This is a genomic window from Rhodococcus sp. P4_B6, from assembly GCF_056402215.1.
The window spans coordinates 1-15,354 of record NZ_JBFUHV010000077.1 but is presented as its reverse complement, the minus strand read 5'-3'; the positions used below and the strand labels follow the sequence as shown (position 1 = coordinate 15,354).

Genomic DNA, 15,354 nt, shown 5'->3' with positions numbered 1-15,354 from the left:
GACYATCATGCGTGATGCCGTCATCGTCGACGCGGTACGCACCGCCGTCGGCAAAAGGAACGGATCACTGGCGAAGCATCACTCCGCCACCCTGTCCGCCCACGTCCTCACCGCACTCGCCGAACGCAACCATCTGGACCCCGCCGTCGTCGACGATGTCGTCTGGGGCTGCGCCATCGGCGTCGGTATGCAGAGCGGCTGCATCGGCCGCGCCGCCGTCCTCGCCGCCGGTTGGCCCGAATCGGTTCCCGGCCTGACCATCGACCGCCAGTGCGGATCCTCCCAACAGGCGGTACACCAGGCCGCGGCCGGGGTCGTCGCCGGCCAGTACGACGTCGCCGTGGCCGGTGGCGTCGAGATCATGAGCGCCGTGCCGGCAAGCGCCACTCTCGCCGACGGCCAGTTCGGCCAGCCCTTCGGCCCCGACGTGTGGAAGCGCTACGACGACAGACGATTCCATCAGGGTGTGGGTGCGCAAAGGATCGCCGCCGAGTACGGAATCACCCGCACCGAGATGGACCAGCACGCCCTCGACTCGCACGCCCGCGCCGCCCGGGCGATCGACGAAGGACGCTTCAAGGACCAGATCGCGCCCATCACGGTGACCGGCGACAACGGCGCCGAACACACCTTCGACACCGACGAGGGCGTGCGGCGCGGCTCCACCCTCGAAACCCTCGGCGGACTCGCGCCTGCCTTCGGTGAGGGTGGCACCATCACCGCGGGCAACGCCTCACAGATCTCCGACGGCKCCGGCGCATTGCTGATCACCACCAGCGAGTTCGCCCGCGCGCAGGGTTGGACGCCGATTGCCCGCATCCACACCGCGGTGGTCGCCGGCACCGACCCCGTGACCATGCTCAAAGGTCCCATCCCCGCCACCGCCAAGGTATTGAAGAAGAGTGGGCTGACGCTCGACGACATCGGAGTGTTCGAGATCAACGAGGCCTTCGCCTCGGTCACGCTCGCCTGGCTGCGCGAGACCGGCGCGGACTACACCCAGATGAACCCGAACGGCGGAGCGATGGCCATCGGACACCCCGTCGGCGGATCCGGCGCCCGGATCATGACCACACTGGTCCACCACATGCGCGAACAGGGCATCCGCTACGGACTGCAGTCGATGTGCGAGGGCGGCGGCATGGCCAACGCCACCATCCTGGAGCTGCTGTCGTGACCGCGGCACGGACCGCCCTGGTCACCGGAGCAGCACGCGGCATCGGCCGCCGGATCGCCGTGAACCTCGCTAAGGACGGATACGCCGTCGCGGTCGTCGACACCGACTTCGACGGGTACCGCGAGTTCGCAGCCGACGACGAAACCACCAGCGTCATCGACGAACTCGAAAGTCACGGCGCGCCGGTCATCGCCGCCGAAGCCAGCACCACCGACGTCGACGCGATGAACGAACTCGGGACGCGCATCCTCGACGAATGGTCGGCGCTCGGCGCGCTGGTCTGCAACGCAGGCGGCGGATCCGGGGCCTTCGACGGCAACCGGGCCTCCGCGATCGACCTCGACGACCTCGACAACGTCCTGCGCCGAAACCTGCACGGGACCATCACCACCGTCGGCGCTGCGCTGCCCGCGCTACGGCGCGCCACCGATCCCTCGATCGTCACCATGGGGTCGATCACCGGGGTCGAAGCCAAATCCACCGGCACCTACGCCCACTACGGCATCACCAAGGCAGCAGTGATGCACTACACCCGCTACCTCGCCAACGACCTTGCCCCGGAAGGCATCCGGGTCAATTGTGTGGCACCCGGACTCATCGCCACCGGTCGCGCCCAGCACCGGCTGCGTGAGCGCGCCGACTCCGGGGACGAGATCCTCGCGCGGATCGGGTCCCCGGACGACGTCGCCGAAGCGGTCCGCTTCCTCGTCTCGCCCGCCTCCGCGTACATGTCCGGGCAGATCCTGCCCCTGTGGCGGCCTCTGGTCGCCGATCAGCGATGAATCGACTCGAAAGGAACACCACCATGGGCACCACCGCGCCCTACGACTACACCCATCTGGAGATCGACCAGCGGGACGGCGTCCTCACGGTCCGCCTCGACCGACCGGACGACTACAACGCCATCAACCACGACCTGCACACCGAGCTCATCGCCCTGTGGGGACAGATCCGTCGCGACCGGCAGGTGCGGGCAGTGGTCCTGACCGGCAACGGGCGAGCGTTCTCGGCCGGCGGGAACCTCAAGGGCCCGCGGATGAGCGCCGGCCCCGAACTCGACGCCTTCTTCCAGGACGCCCGCTCCATCATCATCGAACTGCTCGAACTCCCCCAGCCGATCATCGCCGCCGTGAACGGCCCCGCCATCGGACTCGGGGCGACCCTCGCCCTGCTGTGCGACGTGGTGTACGCCTCCACCGACGCCGTCATCGCCGACCCGCACGTGACTGTCGGCGTGGTCGCCGGCGACGGCGGTGTGGTGGCCTGGCCGTGGCTGACCGGCATGGCCCGGGCCAAGGAATACCTGCTCACCGGCGACAAGGTCGGTGCGGTCGAAGCCGAACGGATCGGGCTGGTCAACCGGGTCATCGAGCCGAGTGCGCTGCTCGATCAGGCTCACGCCCTCGCGCACCGGCTGGCCGAGAGCCCCGTGCGTGCCGTCCAAGGCACCAAGGCGGCGCTGAACATCATTCTCCGGGACACCGCGAACCTCGTCCTCGACACCGCGCTGGCCACCGAGAAGGAGTGCTTCGCCTCTGGCGACCACGCCCGCGCCGTCGAGGCCTTCCTCGCCGAGCGGGAGACCCTCAAGGCCGCGGCCCGGACCCCGGCCTGATCCGTGCCCCGCTGTGACGAAAGAGGTAACACCCCCATGATGTCGTTGGATCAGGTCGAAGAAGCGCAGAGCCTGTGCGCAGTCTTTCAGGCCACGGTCACCACCTGCGCCGACCAGGTCGCTCTCCGCACCGCCGAGGGCGACCGGACCGTCAGCTGGCGGGCCTACGGTGAGCAGGTGCGGCAGATCGCCGCCGGCCTGGCAAAGCTGGGAGTCCGGCGCGGGGACACGGTGGCGATCATGCTCACCAACCGGCCCGAGTTCCACCTCGTCGACACCGCCGTGATGCACCTGGGTGCGACGGCGTTCTCCATCTACAACACCTTCACCCCGGAACAGATCGCGCAGCTCTTCGCCAGCGCCCACAACCAGATCGTCGTCACCGAAGCACAGTTCATCGACAAGATCCGGCAGGCCGGCGCCGTCCATCCGATCGGGCACATCGTGTGTGTCGACGGCACCGGCCCCGACACGACCTCCTTGGACGGCCTCATCGCCCAGGGAGACTCGGACTTCGACTTCGAAGCCCGCTGGCGAGCGGTCCGCCGCGAGGACCTGCTGGCGCTGATCTTCACCTCCGGCACCACCGGAGCGCCGAAGGGCGTCGAACTCACGCACGCGAACGTCCTGTTCGCCGTCGCGGCGAAGGTCGCGCACCAGCAAGAGGTCCTCGGCAGCGACGTCACCGAACGCGTCCTGTCCTACCTTCCCGACGCCAACCTCGCCAACCGCTTCGCCGCCCACTACGTGCCCATGGCCAGCGGTGCCACCGTGACCGACGTCCGCGACGGCAGAACCGTTCTGCAGGTCTTCCAGGACGTGCACCCGACGACGTTCATGGGCGTTCCGATGATCTGGTATCGGCTCAAGGCGATGATCGACGCCGCCGTCGCCGAATCGGACCAACCCGTCCGTGACCAAGCCGCCTCGGCGCTGTCGGTCAGCCTCGACAAGGTTCGGCGCGAACTCGCCGGGCAACCCGTGCCCGCGCGGCTCGCCGCTGACCACGAGGTCGCCGACCGAGCCGTGCTCGGGCCGCTACGCCGTCGGTTCGGAATCGATCATCTCGGGTTCGCCACCTCCGGTGGCGCCCCGATCTCCCCGGAGGCGCTCGAATTCTTCCTCGCGCTCGGTGTCCCGGTGTGCGAGGTCTACGGCCTGACCGAGAGCGCCGCGTCCGGTATCGCTAACCACCCGAATCGAATCCGGATCGGCACGGTCGGTCAACCGCGGCCCGGTGTCGAGGTCGCACTCGCTCCCGACGGTGAACTGCTGTTGCGCAGCGTCGGTGTGATGCGGGGATACCGCAACGATCCGGTCAAGACGGGCGAGGCCCTCGACGCCGAGGGGTGGTTGCACACCGGAGATGTCGCCACCATCGACGCCGACGGCTATGTCACCATCGTCGACCGCAAGAAGGACATGATCATCAACTCCTCGGGGAAGAATTTGGCCCCGGCGAACATCGAGAATGCGATCAAGCTCGAGTGCCCGCTGCTCGGATCCGTCGTCGCGGTCGGCGACGGTAGGCCTCACATCGTCGCGCTGCTCATCCTCGATCCGGACCAGGCCGGCGTCTTCGCCGAGACCCACGCAATCGAGGACCGACGCCCGGTAGCACTTGCCGACGACCCCCGGATCCTCGCCGCGATAGCCGACGGGGTCGCGCGCGGCAATGCCCGCCTCTCCCGGGTCGAGCAGGTGCGCGCCTACACCGTGCTCCCGACGTTCTGGGAGGCCAATGGGGAGGAACTCACCGCGACCACCAAGGTGCGCCGCAAACTTGTCCACCAGAAGTACGCCGCCCAGATCGACGCCCTGTACACCCCGACGGCGGCGGCCGGGCAGCGCACCTGATCCGGCGATGCTCTCCGTACCGGTAGGCGGCCCGGGCCCGCATCAGGCGGGCCRCCTACCGGTGTTGCTCGGTGCCCGACGGACCGGGCAACCCGAGGACCGCTGCGCCCAGACTGGACAATTGGATTCGGACATCCTCCGGTGGCCCGGGCAGTTGCCTGCGCATCCGGTTGATGACGGACTGGGCGGTGCGGGACAGAGCTTCGGCCTCGGGGCCGGTGAGGTCGGGACGGACCCGGGTCAGCAGCGCCACCCATTCACTGGCGTAGTCGTGCTGCAGGCGTCGGATGGGGGCGCGCTCGTCCTCCGGTACGTTGACGACCTCGGTCAGCAACGCGCTGAGCGCGTCACCGTGCTCGACGTTGATGCGGACAAAGGACGCCAGCGCAGAATCGAGCGCGGCGGCGGAGTCGTCCGTGCCCGACAGCGCCCCGGACACATCGAAGTACAGCGCGTCGAGGCAGCGGGTGATCACCGTGACCAGGATCGCGGACTTCCCGGGGAAATGGTGATAGAGAGTCGGCCCGGTAATTCCCGCCGCGGTACCGATATCGTCCATTCCCACGGCCTGATAGCCCCGTTCGGCGAACAGTGTCACCGCGGCCGCGAGGATCGCTTCCCTGCGCGCGGCCGGCATGATGCGACCGCGCGGCTCATCCCGCGCGGACATCGCTCGTTCGACCGCGGGCAGCTCCTCGATCCGGCACACCGCCGCCGCGGCCTCCACCATCAACATGCGTGCTCGTGTGTGGTCGAGTTTGCGCCTGCTGAACATCGGATTGCTGCTCACTACCGCATGCGCGCCACCCGCCAGCATCGCCACCGCCGGCTCCTCGAGATCCGGGCGGGCGGCCGCGATCGCCTCATGCAGCGGACGGAGAGCCCGCTCGTAGCGCTCGCGCAGTGTGTCCCGCCCCGGCGGATCCAGGTAGGCCTGGTTTCGTTCCCACAGCGCGCTTGCACGGCCCTGGCGCAGCGCCGTCGCGACAGCGTCCTCGAGCATCTCCCCGAGTGCGTGGCGCGGTCCCCCGTAGGTCGCCTCGAGCTGCTCGATCTCGAACTCGACCGCAGCGGCGAGCAGATCCTGCTTGCCCCGGAAGTGCCGATACAGTGCCGGGCCGGTGATTCCGACGTCAGCAGCGATGTCCGCGATCGCGGCATCATGGAAACCACGCCGCTCGAACTGTCTCGCCGCAGCGGCAATGATGAGCTGCTTGCGATTGCGCGGGCGGCGCTGCACGACAGTCTCGGTCATGATCCGCTCCTCTCCTTCAGGTCTCCGGGCTCCGCGCTCGACCAACGGGCAACCGGTATCCCATCCATCGGTAACCACTTCCACCGCCGCCGGACACGTCCGCACCCTCCACCAGCATGTTAGCAGCTGTTCGGTTTGACCTCGCATTACGGACGGGGCCCCCACACCCCGGCATCACGAAACGCAACGATCATCTACCCATGCTTACAACTGGCGGTCGACCAGTTCGGGCAGTCCACCACACTGGCGGACCGAACTACGAAGTTAACGAGAATATAGGGAAACGCGAATCAGCACGCCTGACCCGGCAGCTCGGGAGAGCCGCTGTGAAGGGTATCCGGCCGCCGCCCCCGACCACCACGGACTGCACGAAAAGTCGTGACCGCGCTGCGCGACATCACACCGAAGGGCAAGGACCGGACATGACCGCCGCAACGACCAGCACCCTCGCACGACCCATCACCGACCTGAGGACCAGAGTCCCCGGCATGGCGCGCGCTGCGATCGATCGCTACATCGAGGGAACCGCACGATACGCCGAAACCGGCATACCTGAATATCTGCACCGCGAGAGCGTGCACACCATCCACACGCTGCTGACCGTGTGTCTACGATCGGCACTCGAAGACTCGCTCGATATCCCCGGATCGCTCCGAGAAGTCATCGAGCGCGGCACCGAGCGAGTCGCCGAAGGACTGCCGCTGCGCGAGTACATGCGCTGCTGGCAAATCGGATTCGACGTCCTCGCCGAGGAACTGCACACCACCATCGGTGCCGGCCACCCCGGGTCTCCGCCTTGCCCTTACCCGCATCCGCCACACCTATGACTGCATCCTGCGTGAAGTGATCGCGGCGTACGAACTCCACACGATGGACCTGCTCGCCACACAGGGCAACGACCACGCTCGCATCATCGACGCCCTGCTGCGCGGAGAGCAGCCGCCATTCGACGACCACGGTCAGGTACCCGCGCGTCCGGTCATCGCGCTCCTGCACATCGGCGTGATACCGGGCGAAGATTCACCGGCCCCGCAGATCAGGGGGCAACCCCCCAGCTCGTCCCTCCCGGTTCTACTCCACCGCTGCCGAGCCATGCAGCACCGTCCAGAATTGATCGACACCCTGCGGGCGTATCTGGCACACAACCTCGATCGGCGAAGCACCGCACACGCGTTGTTCGTGCACCCGAACACCGTCGACAACCGACTCACACGGGTACACGAGCTCACCGGACTCGACGTCCGCGTCACCACCGAGCTGCTCACCATCGCCGTCGCAGCCCACGCCCTGAACATCGCCAGATGCGCCGTGCCGCACGCCGAAAACCGGGCCGGAGCCGGAGCCGACACCGCCGTGGTGGACACGGGTTCCCGGACCCACCGAACTATGACACGGTCACAGCCTTCGGTCGAATTGCTGTGCATTAGAACGATTGCCGCCGACACCCCGTCGACGAACAATGGGACAGACGACCACCACATCGCTGGTCGTCTCGACAACGAGGAGAAGCCTCGTGACCAACATCATCGACTACGCCGACAAGGCGTGGAGCGAAGCCGATACCGCCGCCTACCACCGCGGCGACCTACGCAAGGACGGGCTACATCTCGTCGGTGACGGCGTCTACATGTGGCCCGCATTCGGCAACGTCTACGCCTTTCCCACCAGCGACGGAATCGTCCTCTACGACACCGGAGACCTCAACCGCTACCAGCAGACCCGCGGCTACAACGCGGTGATCAACCAACGCCAGTTCCAAGCTCCCACCCTGCAATGGCCCGCCGAGTACCGACACCCCGACTGCACCTTTCCGACCGCACCACCGTGAACATCGGTGAGCTGCGGATGGAACTGCACCATGCCCGCGGCGAGACCGACGACGCCGCCATCGCATGGATACCGGACCGCGGAATTCTCTGTTGCGGTGACTTCTTCATCTGGGCAAGCCCCAACGCCGCCAAAGGCATCTATGCGTGGGCGGTCGCCGAATCCCGTGCCGCCCTCGACGACACCACTCGCACAACCGAACTCAGATCCATGACCGCCGGACGAACCCAATGGGCATTGTGAACCCAGCACGCGCGCACACAGCCCCGGCGCGACACTGAGCGAGGTAGTGTACCCGCAACCACGGTCACCGGATCGATCGACGCTGATCAGCACGGGAATGCAGCAGCGGCCACACGCCAGTGACGGCTCCCCCACCGGGCACACCCCCTCTGCTTGATTCAGCCGGCCCGCTCCGTCGGTCATCACCGCCTCCGCAACCCTCGCCCGAGGCGGATCAGCGCGCCCCCCACCGGCTACCGCGCACGCGATGAGTTTTCGCGGCGGAGGATGCGACCGTCCTGGTCGAGTCGGCGTCGATCCGGGGTGCTTCCGGTCCAGGGAGTGGACCACTGGCCACCGGGCCAATGGTCCACCCGCGATGTCGGTCCATCTCGCAGATCGACCACCGGATCGTCGAATCAGGAACGAAGTCCCGAATCACCGGCGCACGGATCCCCTCTGTTCATCATGATCCGTTTCTCACCGAGTACACCGCCCATACCATTGGATAAATTACTAACCAATAGTATGGTCCGGGTATGACATCGGTTGATGACGGACAGCGGTGGCCGCCCGTCGCCCACGAGGAGCATCCCTGGGTCAGCACCACCGGCAACTACGGATCTCGACGCGAACGTCGCCTCACCTCCGGACCCTACCGCGCGGCGGTACCGCCATTCATCGCGAACCGGACCATCTCACTGAACGGCGAACTGCAGGCACTGACGGAGGAAGCGGCGACCGAACTCACCCGCTTCGACGCCGAGGTCGGCCACATCACCGCCCCGTTCGCATCCATTCTGCTGCGCACCGAGAGTGCATCGAGCTCAGAGATCGAGAACCTCACCAGCGGGGCACGCCAGATCGCGCTGGCGGAACTCGGCGAGTACGCCTCCCGCAACGCCCGCCTGATCGTCGGAAACGTCCGGGCCATGCAGGCCGCATTGGAGTTGTCCGACCGCATCGACGCCGACGCGATCCTGCAGATGCACCGGGCACTGCTCGAACACGGCGACCCGAACATCGCCGGCCGATGGCGGCAACAGCAGGTCTGGATCGGCGGCGGAAGCCTCGGCCCACACACCGCGCAATTCGTCCCCCCACACCACGACCGCGTTCCCGAACTGATCGACGACCTGACCGCCTTCGCCAACCGCGTCGACGTACCCGTGGTCGCCCAGATAGCGGTCGCACACGCACAGTTCGAAACCATTCACCCGTTCCCTGACGGCAACGGGCGCGTCGGTCGCGCCCTGATCCAGGCGATGCTGCGCGGCGGACAGCTCACCCGCAGCGTCGCCGTACCGGTGTCCGCGGGCCTCCTGCACGACACCGCCACCTATTTCCAAGCCCTCGACGACTACCGGTCGGGCAACCTCGAGCCGATCATGCGGTCGATCGCGGAAGCATCATTCGCCGCCATCGCCAACGGCCGCACCCTCGTCCGAGACCTGGAAACGGTTCGAGCCGACTGGCGCACCCGGGTGACGGCGCGACGAGACGCGGCGGTACACCGCCTCGCCGACCTCCTCCTTCGCCAACCGGTCGTCGAGAGCAAACTCGTCACCTCCACGCTGGGGGTCACCGGCGCCAACGCGCAAATCGCGATCGACCGCCTGGTCGACGCCGGAATACTCACCCAAATCACCGACGGACGACGCAACCGGATCTGGCAAGCCAAGGACGTCGTCCGTGTCCTCGACGAATTCGCCGCCCGCGCCAAACGACGCCGAGGATGAATGCGGTGGGTTCTCACTCCCGACAGTGGAATCAGGGCACCGCCACACTACTACGCCGATCCAATACACGATCCCCTGAGAGTGTGTCTCATGTGTAGAGCTTCTTGTAGCAGGTGAGTGCGGCGGCGAGTTGAAGAATCCGGCGAAGTGTTCGCCATAGCGCTCGCAGCGGATGGTCATACGTCAGTAGCCGGTGAGCCAGGCAGATGGGTCGGCCGAACCGGACTTGATGGTTTCCCGATCATCCGGCTCTTCGGTAATGGATCCGAAGACCCAGATCAGTAGCGCCCCGATCACGATGAGTGCTGCCACGGCCATGGGTGGACCTTTCTGCTGGGGCCGTGTGGTGGCAGCATCCCCGAAGGTGACCAATGCCCCGGCGGGGTCGATCCCGAGTGCCTAGACTGCTACGGATGGCTCGAATTGTCTCCGAGACTCTCGACAACGGCCTACCCCTGCATCGGATTCGCGTCGATGGCACGCGGGCAACCACCATCCTGATCGCCTTCGACGCGGGCGCACGCGCCGAGCGGCGGGATGAGAATGGAATGGCACATTTCCTCGAGCACGTGGTGTTCAAGGGCGGCGAGAAATACGAAGATCACCGCACCATCAACCGCACCGCGGAGCAGTTGGGCGCTCGGACGAACGCAGCGACTTCCCACGACCTGGTCGCGTTTCACATCACAGTTCGCGCGGAGGCGGCACCGCAGGCCATCGACCTGGTGACCGACTTCGTCGCTCGACCTCGGCTCGACGAAAACCATCTCGACATGGAGCGCGGTGTGGTCGCCCAGGAGATCGCCCGCTACCTCGACCAGCCTGCCTACGTTGCGAGTCGAATGAGCGCTCTCGCAACTTTCGGCGACCACCCGCTCGGCCGTCCCGTCCTCGGCCGAGTAGAACACCTGCCCACCTTCACGCGTGCGGCGCTTCTATCGTTCCGGCAACGCCGCTGGGCTGGGTGTCGCGGCGGCGCATTCATCATTGGCAATATCGACCACGTTTCCGACGATGGCGAAATATCCGACCTGTTCGAGCGGTTCCCCACGCTCGAAGAGCCGGAGCCATACGAATCGGCACCCGACTTTCTGCCGCGAACGCTGGTCGAGCGACGCGACACCAATCAGTCGCATTTGCGAATGAGTTACCGCCTCGACTACGACGTCACTGATGCCAAGGCACGGGCCGCGGCGAGGATCTGCGCGATCATTCTCGGCGGCTCACCGAGCTCCAGATTCAACGACGAGATCCGCGAACAGCGGGGGCTGTGCTACTCGATTTCTGCGGGCATCCGCGAGTGTGCCGACGTTGGGGTGCTGAACCTCGCCGCCGGCCTCGCGTCCGCGAATTGTGTCGAGGCGTACACGCGAATGCGCGAGATCGTCGCCGAACTGTGTGCCCAGGGACCAACCGATGAGGAAGTCGCACGAGCACGCGCGGTCGCTGCCGGGCGTCGGGTGCTGGCGTTCGAGGACACCTACACAGTGGCGCTGCACACGGCACACCAGGCGATCGTCCATCATGGCGATCTTGATCCGGACGCCCTCATCGCCGAACTGGACGCGGTCACCATCGATGACGTACACGACATCGCGAGTGCCATCGATCCGGACAAGCCGTCGGTTGCCTGCCTCGGTCCGCACGACGCTGAGGAATTCTGAGCTGCGCAGCGGCGTGGAGATCGGGCCGAAACGAGAACCGTGTGGGCCACCACTCCGACCCTGCTCTGCCCAGACCAGAAATAGGAAAAACACCTTTCTGCCGAAGTAACGTCCGTCCTTGCTCAGCCACACCGCCCACTGGGCGAGGTCGATCTCGGTGCGGGCGGCGGTGATTCCGCTGCCGTCGGCGGCGACCAGGTCGGCGAACAGGACATCTGTTCCGGATCAGGGTTCTTCCGCGAGGATCGTGTATCCCTTGTCGAGGTAGGGCTGGGCGGCGCGTTCGGCCTTCTCCGCGTGGTCGTCGAGCAGTCGTTTTGCGATGTAGCGGAACTGGTGCCGGCCAGCCGTCATCAACTTTTCGACGGCTTCGGTGTCGCCCTCCACCTCGATTATGTGGACACCTCTCCGAAGTCCACCATCACGCTGCTTTCGCGGGAGTGATGTGAAACGAATCCGACGTCGAGTGAGCTTCAAGTTTCTGTGATGTCGGCTTCCCATTACCGCTGCTCGTCCAGGTTTTGGAACACTTTCACCGGTCGTGCGGCAGAATTTGCGGACGGGGTCGGTCCTGGTGGATGGCGGAAGTTTCGTCAGGTCGGCCTCCACATCCGCACTCGACTGCTGGCGGCGGATCTCGGCAACCTTGGCCGCCGCTGCGAAGAAGGAACTCCGCGGGCGTAGCCGCGACAAACGTCGCCACGGCGAGACAGACCGCGCCGACGGTGGCACCACGACCTGCGGCAGCCCCGAGGTCCGCAACACGGTCGCAGTCATCGCGGCAGCGATCGCACCACACCGCCGAGGTACAGCACGGCTGCGCGAGCGTTGTCCACGCGCTTCTCGGATATGGAGTTGGGATAACGTCCGGTGTCGACGAGCAAGCAGGACCTTGCCCCGGCCAGATCGACGCGTTCACCCGGGCAGGATCCGGCGATCTTCACGAGGACGCGCAGGTGCGGCGGGCGTCGCACCAGGCGATTGTCCGCCTAGTCGAACCGACCGAACGACCGATGCGGACCCAGAACTTACCGAGGGGCTTACGTGACGGAGTTACCCGGCGCCGGGTGGACGGGGTCGATCCAGGGCACATGCTCGGGGTCGGGCACGCCCTCGATGTTCAGGTTTACCACCACCGGTTCCTGGCCGCTGCGCGCCACCACACACTCCAACGGCTCGTCGTCGAGGGCGTTGATCTCCTGGTGCGGCACGTAGGGCGGCACGAAGATGAACCCGCCGGGCCCGACCTCCGCGGTGTACTCCAAGCGCTCGCCCCACCGCATTGCGGCCCGACCGCGGACGACGTAGATCACGCTCTCCAGCTCACCGTGGTGGTGGGCGCCGGTGCGGGCGCCGGGACGGATCGTGACCGTGCCCGCCCAGATCTTGTCGGCGCCGGCTCGGTCGTGGGTGATGGCAGCGGCCCGGTGCATGCCCGGAGTCTGTGGTGTGTTGGGGTCGAGCGAATCGGGCGGGATAACTCGTACCCCGTTGCTGCGCCAGTCGGGGGTCTCGCTGTTCATGGCTTTCGGTCCTCCCTTCCGATCCTGCCGCGCCCCCGGCCCTGGAACAAGCCTTCACCCCATTCGACGGGCGGGTTGGGGTGAGCCCGTTGAGGACTATCCCGGTCATGGCGTCTACGAGTGCGTGGATCTGTGTGTCGTCGGCTCGGAGTCGATCCGCGCGCACTGGAGGGCGAGGAATCCGTTCCGTGCCGCCCAGAGCGCGGTTGTCGCCATCGTCGAGTCGATGTCGGCGGGATGGTTTCCTCGGCGATGCCGTGCCCATCGCCCGCGCCGCGTTCGATGACAACGATCTGATCACCGCGATGCGCGAACAGCTCTATCCCAAGTTCCTCGCTCCGCAATCGGATCAGAAGTCGTCGCCGACCGGGTGGTCACCGGAATTGAGGACCGATTGGCGCGCATCATGGTTCCTCGGCGGTGGCAGCCGATCTCGGCGCTTCGGGGCATCGTCAACCCACTCATCGACCGATCACTCGAACGCAACCCGCACATCGTCGACGCCGTCCTCACGGTCGCAGACCCGGACGAACAAGACGTGGGCACCGACGATCACGACCGACCGTGATCTATCGACCGACAGCAACCCGGTGACAACTCAGCGTCACCACCGCTCAGCCGGGGCGGATTGCGGACATCTCTCGTCGCGGACGTCCTGAAATCCGGATAGCTACTTCCTCCCCGAGACTCCTCTACCCCTGCCCACCCGGCAGCGGAGAACCCACCGTGAACTTCGCCCCGAACGGATCGGTGACATCCGCGGTCCGCCCGTACACCATGTCCGTCGGGTCGTCCGCGGTACCCCCGCGGGCCCGGGCCGCGGCGACGGCCGCGTCGGTATCGGCCACCTGGAAGAGCGTGCCCCAGGAAGACTCCGAGGCGGCCGCATCGCCCACGATGCCACCGATCTCGTGCCCGTCCGGCCTACGCAGAAAGGTGAAGTCCATGCCGGGCAGGTCGGCGTTCCCGTCCAGCGTGAAGTCGAACACCGCCGCGTAGAACTCCCGCGCCGGACCGGGATTCGGGGTCACCAAGTCGTTGCGCAACAACGTGTTCGGCTCGTTCACGAGCTCGCAGCCGACGTGCGCCCGCCCCTGCCACAGGCCGAACTGCGCACCGGCCGGATCCCGCACCATCGACATCCGACCCTGGTCGGCGATGTCCATCGGCTCCATCAGTAACGTGCCACCCGCGGCTGCGGACCGAGCAACCGTCGCATCGAGATCGTCCGTCGCCAGGTAGACGTTCCACCAGAACTCGGTGGCGTTCTCGTCGGGATTCGGCATCAGCGCGGCGACCTTCTTGCCGCCGAGCAGACACATCGTGTACCGCCCGTACTCTTCGGGACCGACGTCGAACTCCCAGCCGAAGACCGACCCGTAGAAGGCCATCGCCCGGTCGAGATCCGGGATGCCCAGGTCGATCCACGTCGGGGTACCGAGTGGTTGATTCGTCGTGACCGCGCTCATCGCTGCTCCTCAGCTGTCGGATACCCACTCGACGCTAGCCTGCGGCACCGACATTCGACGGCAGAGCCATCGGAGGAGTCGCCGCCCTGCCCGGCATAAGGCCGCTGTGACGGTCCTACATCGTGCCGTCGCACCAGGAGGCATCCGCTGACTTCGAGTTCGAGCTCGGACCCGAAGCCTGTCGCCTCGAGGGGGCACACCAAACGCAATCAGACGTTCCTCTCGTCGAGCGCAACGTAGCCCTCAACATTGATGGCAAGGTGTACGACCCGACCGACCCGATGGGCACGATGTTCATCGGGTTTCTGGCGGGCGCGGACCACGCGGGTTGCCGTTGGTTCCCGCGGGCCTCCTTGCCCTAGCAGGTAGCGGCGACGGTCAGGTACGCGAAGAAGCAGTGACGTGTGGTCGCCGCGAAGCCGGACGACAGATACACACCGATTCACGTCGGCGGCTCACACGGCACCTTCCCCCGCTTCACCGCATCGACCAAAGTGGCGTGGTCGCGTTCAGTTTGATCCGCGTAGGCGTGCGCGAACCGGCTCAGTGCGACGTCGAGCGTGTCCGACTTTCCGACGTAACCGCCGATCATCGACGCACCACTGGTCCGCGCGTGGCCCTTCGCGAGCAGGCGCCCGCAGATGCCGGCGTAGTCGGTCAGCGCTGCCGCGCTGAGGTTGTCGATCGGGACCGCGCCCTTCATGTTCCGGAACTGCCGCACGTAGTACTGCCGGCCCTCCACCGTGGTCCAGCCAAGCAACGGATCGCTGACGGTCTGCAGGGCCTGCTGATACTCGACCACGCGCCGACCCTGGTGGTCATGCCAGGCAGACTCGCCGTGTACGAAGCGCGCCACGACGGATCGACGCGCCTGCTTGAGCTGCAGGAACAGCACGTCGTCGGCACTGCTCCCTTCGCACAGCACGACGTAGGCACGCAGTCCGACGCTGCCCACGCCGACCACTTTGTGCGCGACGTCGACGACGGTGTAGCCACTGAGCAGTCG

General features: G+C 66.5%; 18 protein-coding genes. 11 read left to right on the top strand and 7 right to left on the bottom strand.

Translation table 11 applies throughout. The features are described 5' to 3' along the window. The first annotated feature begins 7 nt into the window (after positions 1-7). Genes AC1DWT_RS29395 through AC1DWT_RS29380 form a run of 4 tightly spaced genes read left to right on the top strand, consistent with a single transcriptional unit; the run spans position 8 to position 4,649 of the window. A complete protein-coding gene (locus AC1DWT_RS29395) occupies positions 8-1,177 on the top strand; it encodes a thiolase family protein (protein ID WP_477923297.1) in 1,170 nt (389 codons plus the stop codon). Then, positions 1,174-1,959, top strand: coding sequence for an SDR family NAD(P)-dependent oxidoreductase (locus AC1DWT_RS29390; protein WP_072943216.1), 786 nt, complete (start codon positions 1,174-1,176; stop codon positions 1,957-1,959). The genes AC1DWT_RS29395 and AC1DWT_RS29390 overlap by 4 nt, the downstream gene beginning before the upstream one ends. A 23-nt stretch (positions 1,960-1,982) precedes the next feature. Continuing rightward, positions 1,983-2,792: an enoyl-CoA hydratase/isomerase family protein gene (locus tag AC1DWT_RS29385; RefSeq protein ID WP_206012436.1), complete on the top strand. Its 810-nt coding sequence runs from the start codon at positions 1,983-1,985 to the stop codon at positions 2,790-2,792. Positions 2,793-2,828: 36 nt separating this feature from the next. Then, positions 2,829-4,649: an AMP-dependent synthetase/ligase gene (locus AC1DWT_RS29380; protein WP_072943213.1), complete on the top strand. Its 1,821-nt coding sequence runs from the start codon at positions 2,829-2,831 to the stop codon at positions 4,647-4,649. A 55-nt stretch (positions 4,650-4,704) separates the two neighbouring features. Here the strand turns inward: AC1DWT_RS29380 and AC1DWT_RS29375 are convergent, their stop codons facing one another. Further along, positions 4,705-5,904: a TetR/AcrR family transcriptional regulator gene (locus AC1DWT_RS29375; protein WP_095863952.1), complete on the bottom strand. Its 1,200-nt coding sequence runs from the start codon at positions 5,902-5,904 to the stop codon at positions 4,705-4,707. A gap of 422 nt (positions 5,905-6,326) precedes the next feature. Between AC1DWT_RS29375 and AC1DWT_RS29370 the strand changes: the two genes are divergently transcribed. The 5 genes from AC1DWT_RS29370 (at position 6,327) to AC1DWT_RS29350 (ending at position 9,692) form a co-directional block, all read left to right on the top strand. Beyond that, positions 6,327-6,731 (top strand): hypothetical protein, encoded by a 405-nt coding sequence (locus AC1DWT_RS29370; protein ID WP_072943209.1) that lies wholly within the window; start codon positions 6,327-6,329, stop codon positions 6,729-6,731. A gap of 43 nt (positions 6,732-6,774) precedes the next feature. After that, a complete protein-coding gene (locus AC1DWT_RS29365; RefSeq protein ID WP_477923309.1) occupies positions 6,775-7,521 on the top strand; it encodes a PucR family transcriptional regulator in 747 nt (248 codons plus the stop codon). Continuing rightward, positions 7,418-7,732 (top strand): hypothetical protein, encoded by a 315-nt coding sequence (locus tag AC1DWT_RS29360; protein WP_241031240.1) that lies wholly within the window; start codon positions 7,418-7,420, stop codon positions 7,730-7,732. The genes AC1DWT_RS29365 and AC1DWT_RS29360 overlap by 104 nt, the downstream gene beginning before the upstream one ends. Then, positions 7,729-7,974, top strand: a complete 246-nt coding sequence (locus AC1DWT_RS29355) for a hypothetical protein (protein WP_241031241.1) — start codon at positions 7,729-7,731, stop codon at positions 7,972-7,974. Before AC1DWT_RS29360 ends, AC1DWT_RS29355 begins: the two co-directional genes overlap by 4 nt. A 518-nt stretch (positions 7,975-8,492) precedes the next feature. Further along, on the top strand, positions 8,493-9,692 hold the full coding sequence (locus AC1DWT_RS29350; RefSeq protein WP_072943206.1) for a Fic family protein: 1,200 nt from the start codon (positions 8,493-8,495) through the stop codon (positions 9,690-9,692). Positions 9,693-9,875: 183 nt separating this feature from the next. On the opposite strand, the gene AC1DWT_RS29345 is transcribed toward AC1DWT_RS29350, so the two are convergent. Then, entirely contained in the window at positions 9,876-10,010 is a 135-nt protein-coding gene (locus AC1DWT_RS29345) for a hypothetical protein (RefSeq protein WP_259375755.1), read from the bottom strand. Positions 10,011-10,105: 95 nt separating this feature from the next. Here AC1DWT_RS29345 and AC1DWT_RS29340 point away from each other — a divergent pair, with 95 nt between their 5' ends. Then, positions 10,106-11,356 (top strand): M16 family metallopeptidase, encoded by a 1,251-nt coding sequence (locus AC1DWT_RS29340; protein ID WP_072943204.1) that lies wholly within the window; start codon positions 10,106-10,108, stop codon positions 11,354-11,356. Between the two features lie 225 nt (positions 11,357-11,581). On the opposite strand, the gene AC1DWT_RS29335 is transcribed toward AC1DWT_RS29340, so the two are convergent. From AC1DWT_RS29335 to AC1DWT_RS29325, 3 genes are all read right to left on the bottom strand, one after another. Beyond that, a complete protein-coding gene (locus AC1DWT_RS29335) occupies positions 11,582-11,743 on the bottom strand; it encodes a hypothetical protein (RefSeq protein ID WP_206012438.1) in 162 nt (53 codons plus the stop codon). 386 nt (positions 11,744-12,129) lie between these two features. Further along, the gene (locus AC1DWT_RS29330) at positions 12,130-12,330 is read right to left on the bottom strand and encodes a hypothetical protein (protein ID WP_072943202.1); all 201 of its coding nucleotides are present in this window, start codon (positions 12,328-12,330) and stop codon (positions 12,130-12,132) included. Positions 12,331-12,396: 66 nt separating this feature from the next. Further along, positions 12,397-12,879 carry a cupin domain-containing protein gene (locus AC1DWT_RS29325; RefSeq protein ID WP_072943200.1) on the bottom strand — a complete coding sequence of 161 codons (483 nt, stop codon included), beginning with the start codon at positions 12,877-12,879 and terminating at the stop codon, positions 12,397-12,399. Between the two features lie 370 nt (positions 12,880-13,249). Between AC1DWT_RS29325 and AC1DWT_RS29320 the strand changes: the two genes are divergently transcribed. Continuing rightward, a complete protein-coding gene (locus tag AC1DWT_RS29320) occupies positions 13,250-13,447 on the top strand; it encodes a hypothetical protein (protein WP_477923291.1) in 198 nt (65 codons plus the stop codon). A gap of 124 nt (positions 13,448-13,571) precedes the next feature. Here AC1DWT_RS29320 and AC1DWT_RS29315 read toward each other — a convergent pair whose 3' ends face one another. Further along, positions 13,572-14,348 (bottom strand): VOC family protein, encoded by a 777-nt coding sequence (locus AC1DWT_RS29315; RefSeq protein ID WP_206012439.1) that lies wholly within the window; start codon positions 14,346-14,348, stop codon positions 13,572-13,574. A gap of 442 nt (positions 14,349-14,790) precedes the next feature. Then, positions 14,791-15,354: DUF2252 family protein (locus tag AC1DWT_RS29310; protein WP_477923289.1), on the bottom strand; the 564-nt coding region annotated here is incomplete at its 5' end.